Annotated in this window: 23 protein-coding genes and 2 pseudogenes; 16 read left to right on the forward strand and 9 right to left on the reverse strand. The window is 72.7% G+C overall.

Annotated features, from left to right (window positions below; translation table 11 throughout):
* Positions 1–2 precede the first annotated feature (2 nt).
* The 3 genes from AB0C22_RS14055 to AB0C22_RS14065 form a co-directional block, all read right to left on the reverse strand.
* The gene (locus AB0C22_RS14055; protein WP_357535168.1) at positions 3–1,013 is read right to left on the reverse strand and encodes an ABC transporter permease; all 1,011 of its coding nucleotides are present in this window, start codon (positions 1,011–1,013) and stop codon (positions 3–5) included.
* Complete coding sequence (locus AB0C22_RS14060; protein ID WP_357535170.1) at positions 1,010–2,101, reverse strand: dipeptide ABC transporter ATP-binding protein; 1,092 nt, start codon at positions 2,099–2,101, stop codon at positions 1,010–1,012. The genes AB0C22_RS14055 and AB0C22_RS14060 overlap by 4 nt, the downstream gene beginning before the upstream one ends.
* 114 nt (positions 2,102–2,215) lie before the next feature.
* Positions 2,216–3,259 carry an ABC transporter ATP-binding protein gene (locus tag AB0C22_RS14065; protein WP_357535289.1) on the reverse strand — a complete coding sequence of 348 codons (1,044 nt, stop codon included), beginning with the start codon at positions 3,257–3,259 and terminating at the stop codon, positions 2,216–2,218.
* A 317-nt stretch (positions 3,260–3,576) separates the two neighbouring features.
* Here AB0C22_RS14065 and AB0C22_RS14070 point away from each other — a divergent pair, with 317 nt between their 5' ends.
* The 6 genes from AB0C22_RS14070 to AB0C22_RS14095 all read left to right on the forward strand — a co-directional run bounded on the left by AB0C22_RS14070 (position 3,577) and on the right by AB0C22_RS14095 (position 11,132).
* Entirely contained in the window at positions 3,577–4,125 is a 549-nt protein-coding gene (locus AB0C22_RS14070) for a Uma2 family endonuclease (protein ID WP_357535172.1), read from the forward strand.
* A gap of 31 nt (positions 4,126–4,156) precedes the next feature.
* A complete protein-coding gene (locus AB0C22_RS14075; protein WP_357535174.1) occupies positions 4,157–5,593 on the forward strand; it encodes a TldD/PmbA family protein in 1,437 nt (478 codons plus the stop codon).
* Positions 5,590–7,026 carry a metallopeptidase TldD-related protein gene (locus AB0C22_RS14080; protein ID WP_357535176.1) on the forward strand — a complete coding sequence of 479 codons (1,437 nt, stop codon included), beginning with the start codon at positions 5,590–5,592 and terminating at the stop codon, positions 7,024–7,026. The genes AB0C22_RS14075 and AB0C22_RS14080 overlap by 4 nt, the downstream gene beginning before the upstream one ends.
* 284 nt (positions 7,027–7,310) lie before the next feature.
* Positions 7,311–8,117: a hypothetical protein gene (locus AB0C22_RS14085; protein WP_204957815.1), complete on the forward strand. Its 807-nt coding sequence runs from the start codon at positions 7,311–7,313 to the stop codon at positions 8,115–8,117.
* Positions 8,118–8,130: 13 nt separating this feature from the next.
* Positions 8,131–10,044, forward strand: coding sequence for a fumarate reductase/succinate dehydrogenase flavoprotein subunit (locus tag AB0C22_RS14090; protein WP_219464630.1), 1,914 nt, complete (start codon positions 8,131–8,133; stop codon positions 10,042–10,044).
* A complete protein-coding gene (locus AB0C22_RS14095; protein WP_208568030.1) occupies positions 10,044–11,132 on the forward strand; it encodes a succinate dehydrogenase/fumarate reductase iron-sulfur subunit in 1,089 nt (362 codons plus the stop codon). Before AB0C22_RS14090 ends, AB0C22_RS14095 begins: the two co-directional genes overlap by 1 nt.
* 124 nt (positions 11,133–11,256) lie before the next feature.
* Here AB0C22_RS14095 and AB0C22_RS14100 read toward each other — a convergent pair whose 3' ends face one another.
* Positions 11,257–11,697, reverse strand: a complete 441-nt coding sequence (locus tag AB0C22_RS14100) for a (deoxy)nucleoside triphosphate pyrophosphohydrolase (protein ID WP_357535179.1) — start codon at positions 11,695–11,697, stop codon at positions 11,257–11,259.
* A 182-nt stretch (positions 11,698–11,879) separates the two neighbouring features.
* Between AB0C22_RS14100 and AB0C22_RS14105 the strand changes: the two genes are divergently transcribed.
* The gene (locus tag AB0C22_RS14105) at positions 11,880–12,188 is read left to right on the forward strand and encodes a 4a-hydroxytetrahydrobiopterin dehydratase (protein WP_357535181.1); all 309 of its coding nucleotides are present in this window, start codon (positions 11,880–11,882) and stop codon (positions 12,186–12,188) included.
* 187 nt (positions 12,189–12,375) lie between these two features.
* On the opposite strand, the gene AB0C22_RS14110 is transcribed toward AB0C22_RS14105, so the two are convergent.
* Positions 12,376–13,500 (reverse strand): septum formation family protein, encoded by a 1,125-nt coding sequence (locus AB0C22_RS14110; protein WP_357535183.1) that lies wholly within the window; start codon positions 13,498–13,500, stop codon positions 12,376–12,378.
* A 111-nt stretch (positions 13,501–13,611) separates the two neighbouring features.
* Here AB0C22_RS14110 and AB0C22_RS14115 point away from each other — a divergent pair, with 111 nt between their 5' ends.
* From AB0C22_RS14115 to AB0C22_RS14125, 3 genes are all read left to right on the forward strand, one after another.
* Positions 13,612–13,974 (forward strand): PH domain-containing protein, encoded by a 363-nt coding sequence (locus AB0C22_RS14115; RefSeq protein ID WP_208568026.1) that lies wholly within the window; start codon positions 13,612–13,614, stop codon positions 13,972–13,974.
* A gap of 165 nt (positions 13,975–14,139) precedes the next feature.
* Positions 14,140–14,652 (forward strand): GNAT family N-acetyltransferase, encoded by a 513-nt coding sequence (locus tag AB0C22_RS14120; protein WP_219464633.1) that lies wholly within the window; start codon positions 14,140–14,142, stop codon positions 14,650–14,652.
* Between the two features lie 196 nt (positions 14,653–14,848).
* Positions 14,849–15,577, forward strand: coding sequence for a class I SAM-dependent methyltransferase (locus tag AB0C22_RS14125; protein WP_357535185.1), 729 nt, complete (start codon positions 14,849–14,851; stop codon positions 15,575–15,577).
* 108 nt (positions 15,578–15,685) lie between these two features.
* On the opposite strand, the gene AB0C22_RS14130 is transcribed toward AB0C22_RS14125, so the two are convergent.
* A complete protein-coding gene (locus AB0C22_RS14130) occupies positions 15,686–16,156 on the reverse strand; it encodes a GNAT family N-acetyltransferase (RefSeq protein WP_219464635.1) in 471 nt (156 codons plus the stop codon).
* Positions 16,157–16,279: 123 nt separating this feature from the next.
* On the opposite strand from AB0C22_RS14130, the gene AB0C22_RS14135 reads away from it, so the two are divergent.
* Complete coding sequence (locus AB0C22_RS14135) at positions 16,280–16,891, forward strand: hypothetical protein (RefSeq protein WP_219464637.1); 612 nt, start codon at positions 16,280–16,282, stop codon at positions 16,889–16,891.
* Between the two features lie 56 nt (positions 16,892–16,947).
* On the opposite strand, the gene ychF is transcribed toward AB0C22_RS14135, so the two are convergent.
* The 3 genes from ychF to AB0C22_RS14150 all read right to left on the reverse strand — a co-directional run bounded on the left by ychF (position 16,948) and on the right by AB0C22_RS14150 (position 19,324).
* The gene (gene ychF, locus AB0C22_RS14140) at positions 16,948–18,033 is read right to left on the reverse strand and encodes a redox-regulated ATPase YchF (RefSeq protein ID WP_219464639.1); all 1,086 of its coding nucleotides are present in this window, start codon (positions 18,031–18,033) and stop codon (positions 16,948–16,950) included.
* A gap of 59 nt (positions 18,034–18,092) precedes the next feature.
* Positions 18,093–18,827 (reverse strand): peptidase E, encoded by a 735-nt coding sequence (locus AB0C22_RS14145; protein WP_219464640.1) that lies wholly within the window; start codon positions 18,825–18,827, stop codon positions 18,093–18,095.
* 119 nt (positions 18,828–18,946) lie between these two features.
* Positions 18,947–19,324: a hypothetical protein gene (locus AB0C22_RS14150; RefSeq protein WP_357535291.1), complete on the reverse strand. Its 378-nt coding sequence runs from the start codon at positions 19,322–19,324 to the stop codon at positions 18,947–18,949.
* 225 nt (positions 19,325–19,549) lie between these two features.
* On the opposite strand from AB0C22_RS14150, the gene AB0C22_RS14155 reads away from it, so the two are divergent.
* The 5 genes and pseudogenes from AB0C22_RS14155 to AB0C22_RS14175 all read left to right on the forward strand — a co-directional run bounded on the left by AB0C22_RS14155 (position 19,550) and on the right by AB0C22_RS14175 (position 22,808).
* Positions 19,550–20,059, forward strand: coding sequence for a SigE family RNA polymerase sigma factor (locus tag AB0C22_RS14155; protein ID WP_219464642.1), 510 nt, complete (start codon positions 19,550–19,552; stop codon positions 20,057–20,059).
* Complete coding sequence (locus AB0C22_RS14160; protein ID WP_219464643.1) at positions 20,056–20,571, forward strand: hypothetical protein; 516 nt, start codon at positions 20,056–20,058, stop codon at positions 20,569–20,571. Before AB0C22_RS14155 ends, AB0C22_RS14160 begins: the two co-directional genes overlap by 4 nt.
* A gap of 159 nt (positions 20,572–20,730) precedes the next feature.
* Positions 20,731–21,753, forward strand: a pseudogene (locus AB0C22_RS14165) (DNA-3-methyladenine glycosylase 2 family protein); the annotation flags it as partial.
* 180 nt (positions 21,754–21,933) lie between these two features.
* Positions 21,934–22,299, forward strand: a pseudogene (locus AB0C22_RS14170) (DNA-3-methyladenine glycosylase 2 family protein); the annotation flags it as partial.
* Entirely contained in the window at positions 22,296–22,808 is a 513-nt protein-coding gene (locus AB0C22_RS14175) for a methylated-DNA--[protein]-cysteine S-methyltransferase (RefSeq protein ID WP_219464644.1), read from the forward strand. The pseudogene AB0C22_RS14170 and the gene AB0C22_RS14175, both read left to right, overlap by 4 nt.
* Positions 22,809–22,829 lie beyond the last annotated feature (21 nt).

A 22,829-nucleotide genomic window follows, 5' to 3' on the forward strand; every position in this document is an offset into this window, starting at 1 on the left:
TCCTACCGGGACGACTTCGGGTCGAGCGCGTCGCGCAACGCGTCACCGAAGAGGTTGAAGGCGAACACGAGCGCAAAGATCGTGACGCCGGGGAAGAAGACGTACGCCGGGTCGGTCTGGAGGTAGTCCAGGCTGCGGTAGATCATCCGGCCGAAGCTGGGGGTGGCGTCGGTCAACCCGACCCCGATGAACGACAACGCCGCCTCGCCGGTGACGTACGCCGGCACCGCCAGCGAGAAGGACACCAGGATCGGCGCCCAGAGGTTGGGCAGCAGTTGCCGGAACAGCATGTGTCCCAGCCCCGCGCCGCTGGCCCGCGCCGCCTCCACGAACTCCCGCTCGCGCAGCGCGATCACCTGCCCGCGCACCAGCCGGGCGGTGCTCGTCCAGCCGAACAGCGCGAAGACGGCGATCAGCACCCCGATCTGGAACGCGGCCGGCACCTCGTCCCGCTGGCCGTAGAAGCGCAGCGCGAGGGTCGGCGTCAACGCCAACGCGATGATCAGGAACGGCATCGCCAGGGTCAGGTCGGTGACCCAGTTGACCACCGCGTCCACCCAGCCGCCCAGGTAGCCGGCGACGGTGCCCAGCACGACACCGATCACCGCCGTGGTCACCGCCGCCGCCACGGCGATGAACAGTGAGGTACGCAGCCCGTGCACCAGCCGGATGAAGATGTCCCGGCCCAGCCCCGGCTCCAGCCCGAACCAGTGTTCCCCGGTCACCCCGCCGGCATAACCGAGCGGCATCCCGAACCCGTCCAACCGGGACTGGAACTGCTCCCGGGGTCCGACCCCGTACGCCCACTCGATCAGCGGGACGGCGAGCGCCACCAGCACGAAGAAGACCAGCAGCGCACCGCTGAACAGCCCGGTCCGGTCGCGCCGCAGCCGGGCCCAGGCGAGCTGTCCGGGCGAGCGTCCGACGAACCCGGGCCCGGACCGGTCGCCACCCGGCCCCGTCCCGGTCTCGGCTTCGGCCAGCGCCGCCGGATCGACCGGGGACACACTCATCGCGCCACCTCCCCGGCGTTCCCGTCCAGCCGACCCGCACCGTCGCCCGCAGGCGTCGCGTCCACGACGGCACCGCCCGGACCGGCCGCGCCCGGGTGGGACGGGGTCGGCGGTCCGGCCTCCGGGAAGTGGCAGGCGGCCGCCTGCCGGGCCTCGTCGCGGGCCACCAGCGTCGGCTCCTCGCGGGCGCACACCTCCTGCGCCCGGGGGCACCGGGTACGGAACCGGCACCCCGACGGCGGGTCCAGCGGCGTCGGCACCTCCCCGGTCAGCCTGATCCGCCCGGCCGGGCCGAGCGTGCCCACGTCCGGGATCGCCGACAGCAACGCCCGGGTGTACGGGTGCCGGGGTCGCTGGTAGATGTCGTCCCGGTCGCCGATCTCCACGATCCGGCCCAGGTACATCACCGCGACCCGTTGGCAGAAGTGCCGCACCACGGCCAGGTCGTGCGCGATGAACACGAACGCCAGGCCGAGGTCGCGTTGCAGGTCCCGCAGCAGGTTCACCACCTGTGCCTGGATCGAGACGTCGAGGGCGGAGACCGGCTCGTCGGCGACGATCAGCCTGGGTCGCAGGGCCAGCGCGCGGGCGATCCCGATCCGTTGCCGCTGCCCACCGGAGAACTCGTGCGGGTACCGGTTGTAGTGCTCCGGATTGAGCCCGACCAGTTCCAGCAGTTCCCGGACCCGCGCCTTCACCCCGCCGGGTGGGTCGATCCCGTTGACCTGCAACGGCATCGCCACGATCCGCCCGACGGTGTGCCGGGGGTTCAGCGAGGCGTACGGGTCCTGGAAGATGATCTGGAGGTCCTGCCGCAGCGGGCGCAGCTCACGCCGACGGGCGTGGGTGATGTCCCGGCCGGCGAACTCGATCGTCCCGGCGGTCGGCTCCAGCAGCCGGACCAGCATCCGGCCGGTGGTGCTCTTACCGCAGCCGGACTCCCCCACGAGCCCCAACGTCTCGCCGGGCCGCACGTCGAAGTCGAGCCCGTCGACGGCCCGCACCAGCCCCCGGGACCGCAGGCCGCTGCGTACCGGGAAGTGCTTGGTCAACCCCCGCACCCGCAACAACGGCTCGGCCGCGTTCACGGCATCCGCCTCTCGCCCGCGACTGCGGGACTCCGCTGCGCTACGTTCCTCGCGCTCATGGCAGCCGCCTCTCGCCAGCGACTGCGGGACTCCGCTGCGCTACGTTCCTCGCGCTCATGGCAGCCGCCTCTCGCTCAAAGCCCCGGCTGCCAGGCGGGTGCGCTCGTCGGGGGGCAGGTGGCAGGCGACCAGGTGGCCGTCCGCGCCGGTCGGGACGAGGCGCGGCACCTCGGCGCGGGAGCGGTCGCCGGCGTACCGGCAGCGCGGGTGGAACGCGCAGCCGGGGGGCAGGTGGATCAGGGAGGGCGGGTTGCCCGGGATGGGCACCAGGTCCGCGTCCGGGTCGCCGTGCAGCGACGGCACGCTGGAGAGCAGTCCCCAGGTGTACGGATGCTGCGCCCGGCGGAGCACCTGTGCCGCGCTGCCCTGCTCGACCACCCGACCGGCGTACATCACCAGCACGTCGTCGGCGACCTGGGCGACCACCCCCAGGTCGTGGGTGATCAGGACGATCGCGGTGTGGAACTCGGCCTGGAGGTCGGCGAGCAGATCGAGGATCTGCGCCTGCACCGTCACGTCCAGGGCGGTGGTCGGCTCGTCGGCGATGATCAGCGCCGGGTCGTTGACCAGCGCCATCGCGATCATCGCCCGCTGCCGCATGCCGCCGGAGAACTCGTGCGGGTACTGGTCGTGACGGCGGGCCGGCTGCGGGATGCCCACCCGGTCGAGCATGTCCACGGCACGGGCCCGTGCCGCCCGCCGCCCCGCCCGGGGGTGGTGCACCCGGTACGCCTCCGCGATCTGCCGCCCCACGGTGTAGTAGGGGTGCAGCGCGGAGAGCGGATCCTGGAAGATCATCGCCACGTCCCGGCCGCGCAGCCGGCGCATCCGGTCCTCGGGGAGGCCGACGAGTTGCCGGCCGCCGACGGTGATCGCGCCGGTGACGGTGCTGCGCCGGGGGTCGTGCAGGCCGAGGACGGCCAGCGAGGTGACGCTCTTGCCGGAGCCCGACTCGCCGACGATGCCGAGCGTCCGGCCGCGCCGGACGGTGAAGGACACCCCGTCGACCGCGCGCACCACACCGTCGGCGGTGTCGAACCGCACCCGCAGGTCGTCCACCCGCAGGTACGGCTCGTCGCCGACGCGCTGTCCCGGCACGGCCGGGCCGGCGTCCGGCGGACCGGGCGGCGCTGCTTGCGGACTGTCCACGACCGCCTCCCTCGGGTTGTAGGGAACCTACAACAAAGAGCCGAGGCTGAAAATAAGCTACGGACCGTGAGCTGACAGCGGACCACAGCGTAACGACCCGATGACCCCGCCGCGCGCCCCGGCCGCCCCGCCCGAACCAGCGCGCCCGCCGTCGCGGCCCCGCGTCGCCGTGCGGTGTCGTCACCCGCCTGTCGCACCCGGGGTGCGACCATGGCCATGGTGCCCGATGGAGGATGCCCGGCGACACGAGGTGGAGGTGACCGACCATGACCGCAGCGGTGTTCGGCCACGACGGACCGTGGACCGAAGAGGAGTACCTCTCCCTCGATGAGACGTCCCAACGCGTCGAACTCTTCGACGGGAGCCTCCAAGTGACCCCAGCCCCCACCCCCCGCAACCAGCGCATCTCGCGCAAACTGGGCAACATACTCGAACCGGCGGCCGAGAAGGTCGGTCTGGAACTGCTGGAGGCGGTGAACGTTCGACTCCGGCCCGGCCGCATCCCCATCCCCGACCTCATCATCACCGACCCGGTGAATCTGGACGTGCTCATGATCGAGGCAGATGAAGTGCACCTCATCTGCGAGATCATCTCGCCGAGCAACGCGTCCACCGACAAGGTCCTGAAGATGCACTACTACGCGGCAGCCGGCATCGAGTGGTACCTGCTGGTGGAGCAGAAGACCGGCACGCTACGCCTCTACCGTCGGCGGGGCCGCCACTACACGGAACACTCCGCCACCAAACGCGGAGAAACCCTGCGCCTGCTTGAGCCGGTGCAGGCCACGATCCGCCCGGAGGAGCTGGTGCCCTGACGGATGTCGGTCGGCTCGCTAGGGTCGGTCCATGACCGAGTTCGATGCCGCAGCCGCCGCCGTGCAGGCCGCCCTCGACGCGGGCGCCCGGTATGCCGACGCCCGGGTGATGCACCTGCGCTACGAGTCGATGTCCGCGCGCAACGGCGACATCGAGGAGCTGACCCAGGACGAGAGCCTCGGCCTGGGGGTGCGCGCGCTGGTCGGGTCGGGGTGGGGCTTCCACGCCGTACCCGAGCTGTCCGACGCGGCGGCGCGCGAAGCCGGCCGGCGGGCCGCGCAGGTCGCCGCCGCGAGCGCCCGGGTGCCCGGCCCGCCGATCACGCTGACCCCGGCCGAGCCGGTGGTGGCGAGCTGGGCCTCCGACTGCGCCGTCGATCCGCTCGGGGTGGCCCTGTCCGACAAGGGCGACCTGCTGGTCCGGGCCACCGAGGCGGCCCGCGGGCAGGGGGCCGACCTGGCCCAGGGGCTCTACCAGGTCTGGGACACCCGCAAGTGGTTCGTCTCCAGCGAGGGGCACCGCATCGACCAGCACATCCGCGAGTGCGGCGGCGGCATCTCGGCCACCTCGATCGGCGAGCACGAGACCCAGCGCCGCTCCTGGCCGAGCTACCGGGGCCAGTACGGCACCACCGGCTGGGAGCTGGTCGAGTCGCTGGATCTGACCGGGCACGCCGCCCGGATCGCCGACGAGTCCCGGGCGCTGCTCACCGCCCCGGAGTGCCCGGCCGGCGAGACCGACCTGATCCTCGGCGACGAGCAGCTCGCGTTGCAGATCCACGAGTCGGTCGGGCACGCCATCGAGCTGGACCGCATCCTCGGCTGGGAGGCGGCGTTCGCCGGCACCTCCTGGCTCGACCTGGCCCAGCTCGGCTCGCTGCGCTACGGCTCCGAGCTGATGAACGTCACCATCGACCCGACGATCCCCGGCGCGCTGGGCAGCTTCGGCTTCGACGACGAGGGCTCCCCGGCGGTCAAACGCGACGCGGTACGCGAAGGCCGCTGGGTCGGGGTGCTCGCCGGCCGGGACTCGGCCGCCGTCGCCGGCCTGGACCACGGCGGCAGCGTACGCGCCGACGGCTGGGCCCGGCTGCCGATGGTGCGGATGACCAACGTGGGCCTGGAACCCGGCCCGCACACCCTCGACGAGATCATCGCGGCGACCGACGACGGGGTGCTGATGGACGTCAACCGGTCCTGGTCGATCGACGACCGGCGGCTCAACTTCCAGTTCGGCTGCGAGATCGCCTGGGAGGTGCGCAACGGCCGGCGCGGCCGGATGCTGCGCAACCCCACCTACACCGGCATCGGGCCGCTGTTCTGGCGGTCGATGGACATGCTCTCCTCCGAGATCGTCCCGTGGGGCACCCCGAACTGCGGCAAGGGTCAGCCCGGCCAGATCGGGCACACCGGCCATCCGGCCGCACCGGCCCGGTTCCGGGGCGTCCGGGTGGGGGTACGGGCATGACCGGCCTGCGGGACGCCGGGGCGACCGAGCTGGACGTCGCCGCCCGGGTGGTGGAGCTGGTCCACCAGCTCGCCGGGCCGGCCGCCGAGGCCGAGGCCATCGTCGTCCGGCACGACCTGGCGCTGACCCGGTTCGCCAACTCGTTCATCCACCAGAACGTCGCCGGGTCTCAGGTGACGGTGCGGCTGCGGGTGCACGTCGACGGCCGCACGGCCACCGGTGGCGGCAGCCTGGTCGACCCGGACGGGCTGCGCGCCCTGGTCGGGCGGACCCTCGCCGCGGCCCGGCTCTGCCCGCCCGACCCGGCCTGGCCGGGGCTGACCCCACCGTCGGCGGTCCACTCCAACGGCCTGCTCGACGAGGCGACCGCCTACGCCGAGCCGGCGGACCGCGCCGACCGGGTCCGGGCCTTCGTCGACGCGGTGGGCGGGCTGGAGGCAGCCGGCTACTGCCGCACCTCCTACCGGTCGGGGGCGTTCGCCAACTCGGCCGGCCAGTCGGCGCAGGGGCGCACCACCGAGGCGGCGATGGACGGCATCGCCCGCACGGGCGGCGCGGACGGGGTGGCCCGGCTCTGCGCCGGTCGCCTCGACGAGGTGGACGGCACGCTCCTGGGGGTCCGGGCGGCGGCGAAGGCACGGGCCGCCGCCGACCCGGTCGAGCTGCCCCCGGGCCGGTACGAGGTGGTCCTCGAACCGGCCGCCGTGGCCGACCTGTTGCAGAATCTCGCCTGGTCCGGTTTCAACGGCAAGCGGTACGTCGAACGTCAGTCGTTCGCCCGCCCCGGCACCGCCCAGTTCGATCCGGCGGTGACCCTGGTCGACGACCCGACCGGCACGCTGCCGTTCGACCTGGAGGGCACCCCGCGTCGGGCGCTCACCCTGGTCGAGGCGGGCACCACCCGTGCGGTGGCCCACGACCGGCGCAGCGCCGTCGCGGCGGGCACGACGTCGACCGGGCACGGGACGCCTGACGGGTCCACCTTCGGCCCGGTCCCCAGCAACCTGCGGTTGCTCGGGGCACCCGACGGCGGCCCGACCGGCGGGGCGGTGGACCCGGCGACAGACGGCGACCCGACCGGCGACCCGGTGCCGGGGGCGGTGGTGGATGCGGACACCGCCGCGCTGGTCGCCCCGATGACCCGGGGGCTGCTGGTCAGCGACTTCTGGTACACCCGGGTGCTCGACCCGTTGAGCCTGGTGATCACCGGGTTGACCCGCAACGGGGTGTGGCTGGTGGAGGACGGTGTGCCGGTGCGGGCGGTGCGGAACTTCCGCTTCACCGAGTCGTACCCCCGGGCGTTGGGGCCGGGCACGGTGCTCGGCCTCGGCCGGCGGCCGGTCCGCCAGCCGGACCGCACCGACGGCGGCTGGTGGGAGGGACCACCGCTGCGGCTGGCCTCGTGGAACTTCACCGGTGGCGCCTCGGGCTGACCGGTTCCCGCTGGTCCGCCGGGGGGTGTGGCCGGTTGGCCGCAACCGGTCAGGATTGATCACGGTCCGGGTCTTTCCAAGGTGCGGGACACACGGGACACTGCGTTGCGCGGCCCGACCGTGATGATCGGCGTAACGTGTGTCACTTAGCTGCGCCGATGTCCCGGCGTGGTCGCCTGCTTGCGCACGACGCGGCAGTGGACACGGTCCGGCCGGTCCACTGACCGGCACGGAACGTGAACCGCCCGCCCGCGAGGGCCCGTCCCGTCAGGAAGACGACTCGAATGACATCAACGGCAACGAAGCCGCGGGGTGCGCGGGCGCGCGCCGCCATCGCGGCGAAGACGTTGCGGACCGACCGCTGGTGGTTCGCCCCCCTGATCACCGTCGTCGGGCTCAGCGCCTGGGTGGCGTACGCGACCGTCCGGGTGTTCATGCACAAGTGGTACTGGGTGGACCAGTACCACTACCTGACGCCGTTCTACTCCCCCTGTGTGACCGACCGGTGTGTCGAGGGTTCCTCGCACTTCGGCACTCTCCTGCCCGGCTGGTGGATCATCCCGGACGCGGCGCTGACCCTGCCGTTCCTGCTGCTGTTCCGGTTGACCTGCTACTACTACCGCAAGGCGTACTACCGGTCGTTCTGGTTGTCGCCGCCGGCCTGCGCGGTGCCGGACGGGCACAAGTCCTACTCCGGGGAGACCCGGTTCCCGCTGCTCGGGCAGAACCTGCACCGCTACTTCTTCTACGCCGCCGCGATCATCTCGCTGATCAACACCTGGGACGCGGTCCTGGCCTTCCACTCGCCCGAGGGCTTCGGCTTCGGGCTGGGCAACATCGTCCTGCTGGTCAACGTGGTGATGCTGTGGGCGTACACGATCTCCTGCCACTCCTGCCGGCACATCATCGGCGGGCGGCTCAAGCACTTCTCCGCGCACCCGGTGCGGTACCGGGCCTGGACGTTCGTGTCCAAGCTGAACACCCGGCACATGCAGCTCGCCTGGATCACCCTCGGCACGCTGGCCTTCACCGACTTCTACGTGATGGCCATCGCCGCCGGCTGGTTCACCGACCTGCGGTTCATCAACTAGAGGGCGCGGCGACATGACCACTACCACTCGCATCGAACGACACCACTACGACGTCGTCGTGATCGGGGCCGGCGGCGCCGGCCTGCGCGCGGCGATCGAGGCCCGGCTCGCCGGCAAGAAGACCGCGATCATCTCCAAGTCGCTCTTCGGCAAGGCGCACACCGTGATGGCCGAGGGCGGCGCGGCTGCCGCGATGGGGAACGTGAACAGCCGGGACAACTGGCAGGTGCACTTCCGCGACACCATGCGCGGCGGCAAGTTCCTCAACAACTTCCGGATGGCCGAGCTGCACGCGAAGGAGTCGCCGCAGCGGATCTGGGAGCTGGAGACGTACGGGGCGCTCTTCGACCGGACCAAGGACGGCAAGATCTCCCAGCGCAACTTCGGTGGGCACGAGTACCCCCGGCTGGCGCACGTCGGTGACCGGACCGGCCTGGAGCTGATCCGCACCCTCCAGCAGAAGATCGTCTCCCTCCAGCAGGAGGACAAGCGCGACCTCGGCGACTACGAGGCCCGGATCAAGGTGTTCTCCGAGACCACCGTCACCGAGCTGCTGCTCGACGGCGACCGGGTGGCCGGGGCGTTCGGCTACTACCGGGAGTCCGGGGAGTTCATCCTGTTCGAGGCCCCGGCGGTGGTGCTGGCCACCGGCGGCGTCGGCCGCTCCTACAAGGTCACCTCGAACTCCTGGGAGTACACCGGGGACGGGCACGCGTTGGCCCTGCGCGCCGGGGCCACGCTGATCAACATGGAGTTCCTCCAGTTCCACCCGACCGGCATGGTCTGGCCGCCCTCGGTGAAGGGCATCCTGGTCACCGAGTCGGTGCGCGGTGACGGCGGGGTGCTGAAGAACTCCGACGGCAAGCGGTTCATGTTCGACTACGTCCCCGACGTCTTCCGCAAGCAGTACGCGGAGACCGAGGAGGAGGCGGACCGCTGGTACACCGACCCGGACAACAACCGACGCCCGCCGGAGCTGCTCCCCCGCGACGAGGTCGCCCGTGCGATCAACAGCGAGGTCAAGGCCGGTCGGGGTACGCCGGCCGGCGGTGTCTACCTGGACATCGCCTCCCGGCGTTCGGCCGACGAGATCCGTCGCCGACTGCCGTCGATGTACCACCAGTTCAAGGAACTGGCCGACGTCGACATCACGGCCGAGCCGATGGAGGTCGGGCCGACCTGCCACTACGTGATGGGCGGCGTCGAGGTGGACCCGGACTCCGGGGCCGCGTACGGCACCGTGCAGGGGCTGTTCGCCGCTGGTGAGGTGTCCGGTGGCATGCACGGCTCCAACCGGTTGGGCGGCAACTCCCTGTCCGACCTGCTGGTCTTCGGCAAGCGGGCGGGCGGGCACGCGGCGTCGTACACCGATCAGCTGACCTCGCGGCCGAAGGTGCCGGTGGGTGCGGTGGAGACCGCCGTGGAGGCGGCGCTGGCGCCGTTGCAGCGGGACACCGGGGAGAACCCGTACACCCTGCAGCAGGACCTCCAGGCGGTGATGGGGGATCTGGTCGGGATCATCCGCCGGGAGGGCGAGCTGGTCGACGCGCTGCACAGGCTGACCGAGCTGCGCGAGCGGGTGGCGAAGGTGAGCGCGGCCGGCGGCCGGCGCTACAACCCGGGCTGGCACCTGGCGTTGGACCTGCGCAACATGCTGGTCGTCTCGGAGTGCACCGCGAAGGCGGCGCTGGAGCGGCAGGAGTCGCGCGGCGGGCACACCCGCGAGGACTTCCCGACCATGGATCCGAGCTGGCGTCGGGTCAACCTGGTCTGCGCCCTGGACGGCGACACCGTCCGGCTGGAGCACAAGCCGCTGCCGAAGATGCGGGCCGAGTTGATCGGTCTCTTCGACCGGACCGAGCTGGCCAAGTATCTGACCGACGAGGAGCTGGCCGACTTCGACGCCCTCACCGAGGAGGCGAACTGATGGGAAGCAAGAGGGAGTTCCGCATCTGGCGGGGCGACGAGACCGGCGGTGACCTCCAGGACTACTCGGTCGAGGTGAACGAGGGCGAGGTCGTCCTCGACGTCATCCACCGGCTCCAGGCCACCGAGGCGCCGGACCTGGCCTGCCGGTGGAACTGCAAGGCGGGCAAGTGCGGCTCCTGCTCGATGGAGATCAACGGCAAGCCCCGGCTGAGCTGCATGACCCGGATGTCGACGTTCGAGGAGTCGGAGACCGTCACGGTCACCCCGCTGCGGACCTTCCCGGTGATCCGGGACCTGGTCACGGACGTCTCGTTCAACTACGAAAAGGCGCGGGAGACGCCGGCCTTCGCCCCGCCGGCCGACCTGGCCCCGGGCGAGTACCGGATGCAGCAGGTCGACGTGGAGCGCTCGCAGGAGTTCCGCAAGTGCATCGAGTGCTTCCTGTGCCAGAACGTGTGCCACGTGATCCGCGACCACGAGGAGAACAAGCCGGCCTTCTCCGGCCCCCGGTTCTTCATCCGGGCCGCCGAGCTGGACATGCACCCGTTGGACGCGAAGACCGACCGCAAGCAGTACGCGCAGCAGGAGCAGGGGCTCGGCTTCTGCAATATCACCAAGTGCTGCACGGAGGTCTGCCCCGAGCACATCAAGATCACCGATAACGGGATCATCCCCATGAAGGAACGGGTCGTCGACCGCAGGTACGATCCCCTGGTATGGCTCGGTAGCAAGATCTTCCGTCGGGGCGAGACGCCCCAGAGCACCGCGAACAGCGCGGGAAAGGGGTCCGTGGTGCACAGCGGCGCTCGTCAGACCGGGGTCCACTCGCACGCCGGCGGTTCCGGCGACCCGGCCGCGGAGGCCCAGGCGCAGCAGGGTGTGAACTGGCACCGCGAGGTCCCGCACCCGACGATGCCGGCGGTCGACGACCGGGGCAGGCTCCCGCTGACGGAGCTGACCTTCGACCGGGCGGCGGCCCCGTCGCCGTTCGGTGACGACGTCACCTTCCCGCTGCCGCCGGAGCACCTCAACTTCGCCCACCCGAGCCAGGACGACAAGCCGGCAGGCGAGGGCGACAGGCACTGACGCCACCCGGCGGGCCCGCAAGCACTGACGCCACCCGGCGGGCCCGCAACGGGCACGACAGACGACGGGGGTCGCGGCGCAAGCCGCGGCCCCCGTCGCCGTCCGCACCCGGGTGGCCGACCCGTCAGTCGGCGGCCAGCAGCGGGCGGAGGGCGGCGACGATCGGCGCGTCGGCGGGAAGCCAGGTGACGCTGTCCAGCTCACCGGCGGCGAGCCAGCGCAGCGCGGAGTGTTCCAGCGCGCGCGGCTGGTCGCCGTGCAACAGGCGGGCCGCGTACACCTTCAACACCGACCGGCCGTGGGCCATCCGGACGTCCCGGCCGATCCGGTCGCCGATCTCCACCCGGACGGCCAGCTCCTCGGCGCACTCGCGGATCAGCGCGGCCGTCTCGCTCTCGCCCGGCTCGACCTTGCCGCCGGGAAACTCGAACATGCCGGCGACCTCGGGGGGCGCGGTGCGCGCACAGGCGAGCACCCGCCCCGCGGAGATGATCGCCGCACCCACGACCACCCGCGGCTCACGCCGGTCGGTCTGCCCGTCACCGCTACACCGTTCGGTCTGCACGGGCGTCCAGCGTGCCAGATCAATCGTCGGTTTGGGTACCGTCCTCGACCGGTAGGCCAATAAGAGACGGAAGTGTGGGCGTGGACACACCGCCGTCAGGTCGACAGACTGTTAACACCACGAGGACACGGGACGGCGACGATTTGGCCACAAGCCGGCAACGGCGCCTGGGAGGTGCGGTGATGCGTGCGCTGTTCACCAGCCGAACCAAGCACGACTATCTCAGTGACGCCCTCACGCTCCTGCACGGGTGGACCCGTGACGGTGAGCAGATCCGCCGCACCCTGGTAATGGACGACTCCCAGCACGCGGAGCTGACCGAGCGGGTCAAGGTCGTCGCGGACGCGCTGCGGTTGCGACCGGACATCAGCCGACAGGACACCGAGACGCGCATCCGGGTCGGCCACGGCGACGGCGAGCCACTCACCGACGGTGAGGTGCTGCTCGCCGCCCGCATCGAGGACGCGTACCGTGCGGTGACGGCGGACTGAGCGCCCCGCGACGGCGGGCACCCGTCCGACGGCAGCACGCCCACGGCCACCCCCGTCATCGTCGGCCCCCGTCCGCCACCGCACCGTCGCCACCAGCCTCAGCCTAGGGCCGATCAGCGGCCGACCAGCTCCCCGGAACGTCCGACCCACCCCCACCGAGTGGTCAACTCGACACCGTCGGTCACGGTCACCGCATCGGTTCACCCTGCGCGGTGGGCAACCGAAGGGCCTGGCGTACGGCGAGCTCGGTGGCCGGGTCCGGGTGCTGCCCCGCCTGTGCCACGATCTGGAGCAGCCTGCCCCGGTCGGGCTCGCCGTCGGCGTCCCGCCAGGCCGGCTCGTCCTGCTCCATCTCGGTGAGCAGCCGTTCCATCGCCGGCCGGACCGCCTCCGGCCAGGGTTCCCGGCGCAACCGGAACCACATGTCGGTGTGGGTGCCCTCGGCCCGGCGGACCGCGTCACGCAACGTCGCCGGGGTGGCGGTCGACCCGCTGGCCACCAGGGCGGCCCGCGCCTCGGTCCAGTCCCGGCTGGCCAGCAGGTAGCCGAGCTGCGCCGGGTCGAGCACCGTACTGTCCATCCGCAGCGGACGGGACAGCTGGGTCGGTGAGGTCAGATAGCAGGTGATGGTGGGATCGGTGGACCAGTCGACCCGGGTCGGCAGGTACCAGCTCAACCGCACCTCGGCGGGCAACCCCAGCGGGTCCACCACGTAGCTGCGCTGGCGCTGCCGGCAGAGCGTCTCCGCCCGCTGGGAGAGCGCCGCCGCGCCGGGGTAACGCTCGTCGGCGGAGCGTTCGTACGCCGGAAAGTCGTCGACGTACTCGGCGTTGTGGGGCGCGTCACAGCCGACCCGGGTGACCTGCTCCGGCGCGGTACGGCTGGCGGTGGCCCCGGTTGGCACCCGGAAGCAGTCCCCCACCCGTAGCCCCCGCAGCCCGGTGTCCGGGTCGGTGCCGGTCGTCGTGACGCCCCACGCCACCAGGCCGGCCAGCACCCAGCCGCCGAGAAGCACCAGCCCGGCGGTCACCAGACCCTTCCCCCGCTCGCCCTCGCGCCTGATCCGTCGCAGCGCGAACACGGCGGTGACCGGCGCGAGCACCCCGCCGAGCAGGCCGAACACGAGGGTGACGACGGCCATCCGGTTCAGCCGGCCCCGGGTGGGCGGCCGCTGCGGCCACGGCTCCCAGTCGGGCACGTCGGTGGTGCCCGCCCGGCGGGGCGCAGCCGCGTCCGCGCCACCGGTCGGTGCCGACGAGGGCTCCGGCCGGGCCTCGTCGGTGGGTTGCGCCTCGGAATGCTCGCTGGTCACGCCGCTTCCCTCCCCCGTCGCCCGCGTCTGGCCAGGCATGGGGAGACTAGTCGACGGGGCCAACCGGCGGGCAACCGCCGACGCTGGCGGGCACCTCCTACCGTGGATTCCATGGCAAATGCGACGTACGACCGCAAGGAGCAGTTCAACCAGATCCGCAGTGGACTGCTCGACGGGGAACAGATCATCGCCGTCTACGACGCCGTCGGCACCGGCACCGGGTTCATCGGCCTGACCGACCGGCGGGTGATCATCCAGGACCGGTCATTCGTGGGGAAGAAGTTCGCGATCACCAGCATCCCGTACTCCAAGATCACTAGCGTGAGCGTGGTGAGCAACAAGTCGTGGGGCGGGGAGTTCTTCTCCACCGGCTCGATCGCGGTGCACGTCGGCACCCACACCTACGAGGTGGAGTTCCGGGGGGCGCAGAAGAGCCACCACGTGCACAACGTGATCCTGCACTACATCTCCTGACCGCCCCCGCGCTGCCGGCCACCGACCCGCCCGCCGACCCGCCCCTCCCGCCGCGCCGCCGACGGGTGCCCACCCCGCTCCGCCTGACCCCCGGATCGGGCGGTCCCTGGAATACTCGGCCCATGCGGACGACTCTCCACTGTGGCCGGCGGGGGCAGGTGCGGCGTGTTCCTGCGTGACGTGCTGGCCACCGACGTCGAGGCGTACCTGCGGATGCGCTGCGACCCGGTGATGATGGCCGAACTCGGCGGGCCGCTGCCGCCGGCCCACGTGACCCGGCAGGTCCGCCGGGACGCCCGGTTGGCCGCCGACGGCACCGCCCTGATCAAGATGATCGTGGTGGACGACGCCGTCGCCGGGACCGTCACCCTCTGGCGGCCCGCGCCGGACGACGGGACGGCCGCCGAGATCGGCTGGATGGTGCTGCCCGAGTTCCAGGGCCGGGGCCTGGCCAAGCGGGGCGTCCGCGCGCTGCTCGACCAGGCCCGGGCCGAGCGACGGTGGGACACCGTGCACGCCTTCCCGGCCGTCACCAACGGCCCGTCCAACGGGATCTGCCGGGCACTCGGATTCACCCCGCGCGGCGAGGAGGACGTCGAGTTCAACGAGCAGGTGATCCGTACCCGGCACTGGACGCTGGACCTGGCCCGCCCGCCGGAAACCGGGTTGCCCCACTGACGGGCCGCTGCTTGGCTGGGCGTGAAGCCGACCGGAAGGAGCTGACGACATGTCGTACCCGACGGGGTCCACCCAGGCACCGACAATCCTCCAGCAGCGGGAATCGAGGCTTCGTGACCACCAGCGACACGGCAGTGCCGGCGCGGCTCAGCGCCGGTAACGACAGAGCGGTCCGGCCCGGGGAAGGGGGCCGCTGATGTCGGTCTTCGACGACCCGGGCCACTTCGGCAGGATGTGGGCCGACAGCTACGACAACCCCGGCAACCCCGACCCGGCACCGGCGGTGGACTTCCTCGCCGGTCGGGCCGACGGCGGACGGGTGCTGGAACTCGCCATCGGGACGGGCCGGGTGGCGTTGCCGCTCGCCGCCCGGGGCGTACCCGTCGACGGGGTCGAGGCGTCACCGGAGATGGTGGCGAAGCTGCGCGCCAAGCCCGGCGGAGACGGCATCCCGGTCACCGTCGGCGACCTGGCCGACGTGCCCGTCACGGGTCCGTACCAGCTGATCTACCTGGTGTTCAACACCCTGTTCAACCTGGTGCGCGCGGAGCGGCAGCAGGACTGCTTCCGCAACGTGGCCCGGGTGCTGGCCCCCGGTGGCGAGTTCGTCGTCGAGGCGTTCGTGCCCGACCCGGCCAACTTCGACCGGGACGAGCAGGTACAGATGCGGGCGGTGACCGAGGACTCCGCCACCATCCGGCTGCACCAGTACGACCGGGCCGCACAGACCTTCATCCGGCAGACGATCACCTTCGACCGCGACGGGGTGCACCTGGAACCGTTCGCGATGCACTACCGCTGGCCGGAACAGATCGACGAGCTGGCCGAACAGGCCGGTCTACGGCTCGTCGCCCGGTACGCCGACTGGCACCGGCAACCCTTCGACGACGGCAGCAGATCGCACGTCTCGGTCTACCGGCGCTGACCCGGTGACCGGCCGGGCCAGCCGTCGATCGTCGAGGTGCCGGTGTTGGCGCCGGCACGCCGTCGCCCGCTCCCGGGGCGCTCGTTCGGGCGGCCCGGGATCCGCACGTCACAGCCGCTTGGCCATCCGGATCGCGGTCACCTCGAAGCCCATCTGCTCGTAGAGCGCCCGCGCGCCGGTGTTGAACCCGAACACGCTCAGCCCGATGGCGACCACGCCCCACTCCCGGCAGAGCCGCTCGGCGGCCTCGATGATCGCCCGGCCGTAGCCCCGGCGGCGCAGCTCCTCGCGTACCGCGAAGTCGTAGCCGAAGGCGTGCAGGCCGTCGGACTTCTGCTCCAGGTGCAGCCAGAGCCGACCGACCTCGACGTCGTCGTCGTACGCCGTCCAGAGCCGGTGCCCCTCGGTGGCCAGGCCGTCGGGCAGCAGGCCCTGGAAGTCCTGCCGGGCCTTCTCCCGCGCCTCCGGCAACGGCATCGCCCCGGAGGCGGCGATGTTACGCGCGTAGTCCTCCTCGGCGCGTTCCCGGTAGCGGAGGTACTGCTCGTCGGTCATCGGTTCCAGCCGCAAGGTCACCACACCACCACCGTAGGGTCAGCACCACCCCGCCCGCTGTCCCGTGGTCGCAGGGTCGACCGGTGACCCGCGAGAGCGCCGGTTCCCGACTGGCGTCCGGCGGGGCCGGCTGTCAGCCTGGGTCCCGTGCGGTACGACCCTCAACGGCACCTCTGGTCCGCGCTCTCGGTCGCCGAGGTGCACGAGTTGTTCGCCGGCTGCCCGGCGCGCTGGTGGCTCTCCGGGGGATGGGCCATCGACCACTGGCACGGCAGCCCGAGCCGACCGCACGGCGACATCGACGTCAGCACCCTGCGGCCGGCGCTGCCCGCCCTGCTGCACGCACTACCGGCGGACCTGCGGCCGTTCGCGGCCCGGCGGGGGCACCTGTTCCCGCTGGCGGACGGGCACGACGCCACCGGGCTGCACAACATCTGGGTGTACGACGCCGGCCGGGACCGCTTCGTCCTCCAGATCAACCTGGAGGACGGTGCCGAGACGGACTGGCGCTACCGCCGCGATCCACGGATCACGCTCCCGTGGGACTCGGCGGTAGTGTCCGTCCGCGCCGTACCGACCGGGACGCCCGGCACCCAACTGCTGTGGAAGTCACCCGACCCGCGCCCCCGCGACGAGCACGACCTGGACGTCGCCCGACACCTGCTGACCCCGGCGCAGCGCCGGTGGTTGCGCGACGCGGTCCGACTGGCCCACCCGCACTCACCGTGGGCGGACGACCCCCGGCTGGGGCACCCCTGACCCGCGCCCCTCGGCGGCGGCGAGGCACCCGCGGTCCGCGGCTGGGCGGGCTGGGATCAGACGTTGAAGCGGAACTCCACCACGTCGCCGTCCTGCATGACGTACTCCTTGCCCTCGATCCGGACCTTGCCGGCGGCCTTCGCCGCCGCCATCGAACCGGCCGCGACCAGGTCGCCGTAGGAGACCACCTCGGCCTTGATGAAGCCGCGCTGGAAATCGCTGTGGATCACCCCGGCGGCCTCCGGGGCGGTCGCGCCGACCGGCACCGTCCAGGCCCGCGCCTCCTTCGGCCCCGCCGTGAGGTACGTCTGGAGCCCGAGCGTGCGGAAGCCGACCCGGACGAGCTGGTTCAGCCCCGGCTCGGACTGCCCGATGGACTCCAGCAGCTCGCGGGCCTCCTCCTCGGGCAGATCCACCAGCTCGGATTCGATCTTGGCGTCCATGAACACCGCCTCGGCGGGGGCCACCAGGGCGCGCAACTCGTCGAGGAAGGCGGCGTTGGCCAACTCCGCCTCGTCGACGTTGAAGACGTAGAGGAACGGCTTGGTGGTGAGCAGGTGCAGCTCCCGCAGGTGCTCCAGCTCGATCTTGGCGGCGGCGGCCCCGGCGTACAGGGTGATGCCGCCGTCGAGCACCTCGACGGCCTGCTTCGCGGCGGCGACGGCGGCGGCCCGGTCCTTACGGAGCTTGGCCTCCTTCTCCAGCCGGGGCAGCGCCTTCTCCAGGGTCTGCAGGTCGGCCAGGATCAGCTCGGTGTTGATCGTCTCGATGTCGTCGGCCGGCGAGACCTTGCCGTCGACGTGCACCACGTTCGGGTCGGAGAAGGCCCGCACCACCTGGCAGATGGCCGAGGCGTCCCGGATGTTCGCCAGGAACGCGTTGCCCCGGCCCTGCCCCTTCGACGCCCCCCGGACCAGACCGGCGATGTCGACGAACGACACCGGCGCGGGCAGCACCTTCTGCGACGAGAAGATCTCCGCGAGCTTGTCGAGCCGCCCGTCCGGCAGCCCCACCACCCCGACGTTGGGCTCGATGGTGGCGAACGGGTAGTTCGCCGCGAGCACGTCGTTCTTGGTCAACGCGTTGAACAGGGTGCTCTTGCCGACGTTGGGCAGGCCGACGATGCCGATGGTGAGACTCACGACGGGCCAGCTTACGCCGTCGGCCCCCGGTACCCGGCAGGCAGGCCCGTCGGAGACTCTCAGGCGGTCAGCAGCCGGGGCTCGATCCGGGTCTCCCGCACCCCACCCGCACCGTCCGGCACCACCTCGTACGCGGCCACGCCGGGCCGGTCGGCGACCGCCTCGGCCAGCCGGGTGCCCCGGTAGACCAACCCCACCCCGTCGTCGGTGCAGTGGCTGGCCGGCAGGGTGCCGTCGGCGACCAACCGGTGCAGCAGCGGCCGGCGCTGCGCCTCACTGTCGTAGTGCACCCCGTTGCCGTACCGCAACCAGCCCAGGCCGTCGGTGTAGGCGCGCAACTGCCGCCCGAAGCTGTCGGTGGGCCCGCCGACGTGCCAGCAGATCGAGCCCGCGGAGACCCCACCGAGCACCACCCCGGCCTCCCAGCACTCGCGCAGGATCTCCGGCAGGCCGTGCACCCGCCACACCGCGCACAGGTTGGCCACGCTGCCGCCACCGACCCAGATGATGTCCTGGCCGAGCAGGTGGGCCCGGACGTCCTCGACGTTGGGCATCGGAAACAGCGCCAGGTGCGACGGGCGGTAACGGGTACCGGCGAATGCGCCGTGGAAGATCGTCAACGAGGTGGGCTGGTCGCCGACGGCCTGGTTGAGATAGCAGATCCTCGGCTCGTCGACCTGCGCCAACTCGGCCATCAGGTCGAAGACCGGCCCGGGGGCGGCATCCAGGGGCCCCCGACCCCGGCTGGTGAAACCCATGCTGGTGGCGACGATCGTCGGTTGAACGGCGGGCATCCTGGTCCTCTCGCTGGCTGACTCCCGCCCCATCCTGCGCCACCGCCGGCCCCGCCCACCCCAACCCCCGGCAACCGCCACCCGGCGGGTCGCCCCGCCGCTGCGGTCACCGGCCCGGGTCACCCGGCGAGACGCCAGCCCACCCCGCCGTCGGTCACCCCGGGCAACTCACCCGCCGCCGCGAGCGGCAGGGTGAACCGGTCCGGAGCGGTCGGGCCGGCCCGCTCGGACTCACCGAGCATCCAGTGGACCTCGTCGGCCGTCCAGCCCAGCCCCCGCCGGCCGGAGATCTCCCGGACCAGCCGCCGGCCGACCCGGGTGTCGTCGTCGTAGAACCGCATGCACCAGTGGTGCGCCCACATGCCCAGCGCCCGCAGACCGGCCGCGTCGAGGGACCCGGCCAGCCGACCGCACGCGGTGTCGGCGAACGGCCGCGCCGGGTCGTCGGCCCGGTCCCGCTCGATCGCGCCGAAGGCGGCCGGCGCGACCACCCGCATCCGGTCGTAGAGGCCCTGCGCGGCGGCCTCGTCCAGCCGCGCCCGCCCTGACCGAGGGTCGCCCCGCCCGGTCACGCTCGCCATCGCCGCACCCTTCTGGAGTTGGTGCCGGGACGCTACCGACCACTACCGACACTTTGCGGCGGGAAACTTCCCGCGGATCCCGGGATAGCTGCGCCGGGCTGGGGCGTCTGTATCGGTGACAGCCAACATCGGGGAGGGCGGGTGGACGAGGACGACCGGGCCCGGCTGGCCGAGTTCGTGGCCAGCCGGACGCCGGCCCTGATGCGGGTCGCGTACCTGCTCACCGGGGACCGGCACGCCGCCGAGGACCTGTTCCAGTCGGCGCTGGCCAGGACCATTCCGAAGTGGCGCGACCTGCGTCACGCCGACCCGGAGGGTTACCTGCGCGCGGTCATGTACCGGGAGCAGGTCAGCTGGTGGCGGCGACTGCGCCGGTACCGGGAGACGTTGCTCACCGGTGCCGCCGAACGGGCCGGTCCCGACCCGTTCGGCGGCACCGACGTACGCCTGGCGATGCGGGCCGCGCTGCGCGCGCTGCCGGCGGCCCAGCGCACGGTCGTGGTCCTGCGCTACTACGAGGACCTGACCGAGACCCAGGTGGCCGCCGCGCTCGGCTGCTCGGTCGGCACCGTGCGCAGCCGCACCCACCGGGCCGTGGCCCGGTTGCGGCAACTCCTGCCGGACATCGAACTGCTGGAGGTACGGCGGTGACCACGCCCATCGAGGACCTCATCCGCGCCACCCTCACCGACCTTGCCGAGGAGGCACCGACAGTGCACGACCAGTTGACCCGCGCGGAACACCGGGCCCGCACCCGACGCCGCGCCACCGTGACGATGAGCGCCGTGGGTGCCGTCGCCGCCGTGCTGATCGCCGCCCCGCTCGCGATGGCCGCCAGCGGTCGCGGGGACGCCCCGCCCGCCGTACCGGCCTCGACGCCGAGCAGGGGGCCGGCCGCGCCGGTCCCCGCCCCGGCCCGGACCGCACCACCCGTAGACCGGCCACCGCTGACCGGCCGGACCGCCGAACCGGGCGCACCCGTCCCGGCCCGCACCGCCGCACCGGCGGCACCCGGGATGCCCGCACCGGCCCGCACCGCACCACCCGTCGACCAGCCCCGGACCGGCCGGGTCCCCGCCGCACCGGTCCCCGCCCGCACCGCACCGCCCGTCGACGAGGGCCCGCGGGGCGGCCGGCCGGCCGCCCCGACGACGGGGAACTGACGCACGGCGACCCTGCCGGCCGTCGACTTACTGCTGTCGGCCGGCGGGGTCGCCCGCCCTCGCGCCGGGTGGCGCGGACGGTGGCCGCCCTCGGACCGGGCACGCTCAGGTCCGATTCCCGCGAGCCACCGCTGCTGAGCTGCGGGCATGATCGGTGGCGTGGAGTTGGACTTTGAACGGTGCTATCGGGCCGTGGACAGCCGTGACCAGCGGTTCGACGGCTGGTTCTACACCGGCGTCACGTCGACCGGGATCTACTGCCGGCCGTCGTGTCCGGCGATGACGCCGAAGCGGCGCAACGTCCGGTTCTTCCCGTCGGCCGCCGCCGCGCAGGGGGCCGGGCTACGGGCCTGCCGCCGGTGCCGGCCGGACGCCGCGCCCGGTTCCCCGCAGTGGGACGTCCGCGCCGACGTGGTGGGTCGGGCCATGCGGCTGATCGCCGACGGGGTGGTCGACCGGGACGGCGTGCCGGGGCTGGCCGCCCGGCTGGGCTACACCGAGCGGCACCTGCACCGGATGCTCCGGGCGGAGTTGGGTGCCGGCCCGTTGGCGCTGGCCCGGGCGCAACGGGCACAGACCGCACGGACGCTGATCGAGACCACCGGACTGGGCCTGGCGGAGGTGGCGTTCGCGGCCGGCTTCGGCAGTGTGCGGCAGTTCAACGACACCGTCCGCGAGGTGTACGGGACGGTGCCGTCGCAACTGCGTACCGGGCGGGGCAGCCGACCGGCACCGGGCGGGGCGGGCACGATCACGCTCCGGTTGGCGTACCGGCCGCCGCTGCACGCCGCTGCCCTGCTGGAGTACCTCGCCGCCCGGGTGCTGCCCGGCCTGGAGGAGGTGCGCGACGGGACGTACCGCAGGGGGTTGCGGTTGCCGCACGGCCCGGCGGAGGTCGCGTTGACGCCGACGAGCGGACACGTCGTGGCGACGCTGCGGCTGGCCGACCTGCGGGACCTGGCCCCGGCGGTGGCCCGGTGCAGGCGTCTGTTCGACCTGGACGCCGACCCGGAGGCGATCGACCAGACACTGGCCGCCGACCCGGTCCTCGCCGGGGTCGTCGCCGCCGAACCCGGGGTCCGTGTGCCCCGGTCGGTGGACGGCTTCGAGTTGGCCCTGCGCGCCATCGTCGGCCAGCAAGTCTCCCTCCCCGCCGCCCGCACCACCCTCACCCGCCTCCTGACCCACCCCACCCCCACCCCCGGCCCCACCCCCACCCCCGGCCCTGGCCCCGGTGATCAAGAGGTTTGCGTCACGGAGAGCGCTTCCCCGCGACGCAAACCTCTTGATCACCCCGGCGGGGCGGGCGGGGGCGGCGGGGCGGGCGGGGCGGGCAGTGGGGGGTGGGGGGTGTGGGGGGTTCCGGGGGCGGAGGAGGTGCTGGGGTTGCCGGATGCGGCGTTCGGGATGCCGGTCGCCCGACGGGAGACGATCCGGGCGCTCGCCCGGGCGGTCGCCGCCGGGGAGATCGACCTGGAACCGGGCGGGGACCGGGCCGAGACGGTACGACGGTTGACCGCGCTGCCCGGGATCGGCCCGTGGACGGCCGGTTACCTGGCCATGCGGGCTCTCGGCGACCCCGACGTGCTGCTCCCCACCGACCTCGCGATACGCCGGGGCGCCGCCGCCCTCGGCCTGCCCCACACCCCCACCACCCTGGACGCGTACGCCGACCGTTGGCGGCCCTGGCGGTCGTACGCGGCGATCAGACTCTGGAGAGCGGCATGACCACCATCGGCACCACCACCATGGACACCCCGGCCGGCCCGCTCAGCGTGCTGGTCGACCCGGACGGCGCGGTCCGGGCCGCCGGGTTCACCGCCGACCCGCAGAGCCTGCTGCCGTTGGTGCACCCGAGCCTGCGTGGCCCACTGGAGCCGTACGCCGACCTCGGGCCGGTGACCGCCGCCGTCCGCGCCTACCTCGACGGGGACCTGACCGCGATCGACGGGGTGCCGGTACGGCAGCAGAGCGGCGGCGCGTTCCAGACCCATGCGTGGACCGTGCTGCGCGACGTCAAGCCCGGTGAGCCGATCACCTACACCGGGTACGCCGCGCTGGCCGGCCGGCCCGCCGCGGTCCGGGCGGCCGCCGCCGCCTGTGCCCGTAACGCCGCCGCCCTCTTCGTCCCCTGTCACCGGGTGCTGCGCACCGACGGGACCCTCGGCGGCTACCGGTACGGGCTGCCGGTGAAGAAGTGGTTGCTCGGGCACGAGCGCCGGCTGACGGCAACCTGACAGCGGCATCGACGCGGATCG

Source organism: Micromonospora sp. NPDC048894, from assembly GCF_040649765.1.
Lineage (GTDB): Bacteria > Actinomycetota > Actinomycetes > Mycobacteriales > Micromonosporaceae > Micromonospora > Micromonospora antibiotica.

What these genes read in the sequence shown, in the direction of transcription:
- AB0C22_RS14055 (WP_357535168.1), bottom strand. Translation starts at nt 1,013, where the DNA reads ATGAGTGTGTCCCCGGTCGATCCGGCGGCGCTGGCCGAAGCCGAGACC.
- AB0C22_RS14070 (WP_357535172.1), top strand. Translation starts at nt 3,577, where the DNA reads ATGACCGCAGCGGTGTTCGGCCACGACGGACCGTGGACCGAAGAGGAG.
- AB0C22_RS14075 (WP_357535174.1), top strand. Translation starts at nt 4,157, where the DNA reads ATGACCGAGTTCGATGCCGCAGCCGCCGCCGTGCAGGCCGCCCTCGAC.
- AB0C22_RS14080 (WP_357535176.1), top strand. Translation starts at nt 5,590, where the DNA reads ATGACCGGCCTGCGGGACGCCGGGGCGACCGAGCTGGACGTCGCCGCC.
- AB0C22_RS14085 (WP_204957815.1), top strand. Translation starts at nt 7,311, where the DNA reads ATGACATCAACGGCAACGAAGCCGCGGGGTGCGCGGGCGCGCGCCGCC.
- AB0C22_RS14090 (WP_219464630.1), top strand. Translation starts at nt 8,131, where the DNA reads ATGACCACTACCACTCGCATCGAACGACACCACTACGACGTCGTCGTG.
- AB0C22_RS14095 (WP_208568030.1), top strand. Translation starts at nt 10,044, where the DNA reads ATGGGAAGCAAGAGGGAGTTCCGCATCTGGCGGGGCGACGAGACCGGC.
- AB0C22_RS14105 (WP_357535181.1), top strand. Translation starts at nt 11,880, where the DNA reads ATGCGTGCGCTGTTCACCAGCCGAACCAAGCACGACTATCTCAGTGAC.
- AB0C22_RS14115 (WP_208568026.1), top strand. Translation starts at nt 13,612, where the DNA reads ATGGCAAATGCGACGTACGACCGCAAGGAGCAGTTCAACCAGATCCGC.
- AB0C22_RS14125 (WP_357535185.1), top strand. Translation starts at nt 14,849, where the DNA reads ATGTCGGTCTTCGACGACCCGGGCCACTTCGGCAGGATGTGGGCCGAC.
- AB0C22_RS14145 (WP_219464640.1), bottom strand. Translation starts at nt 18,827, where the DNA reads ATGCCCGCCGTTCAACCGACGATCGTCGCCACCAGCATGGGTTTCACC.
- AB0C22_RS14150 (WP_357535291.1), bottom strand. Translation starts at nt 19,324, where the DNA reads ATGCGGGTGGTCGCGCCGGCCGCCTTCGGCGCGATCGAGCGGGACCGG.
- AB0C22_RS14175 (WP_219464644.1), top strand. Translation starts at nt 22,296, where the DNA reads ATGACCACCATCGGCACCACCACCATGGACACCCCGGCCGGCCCGCTC.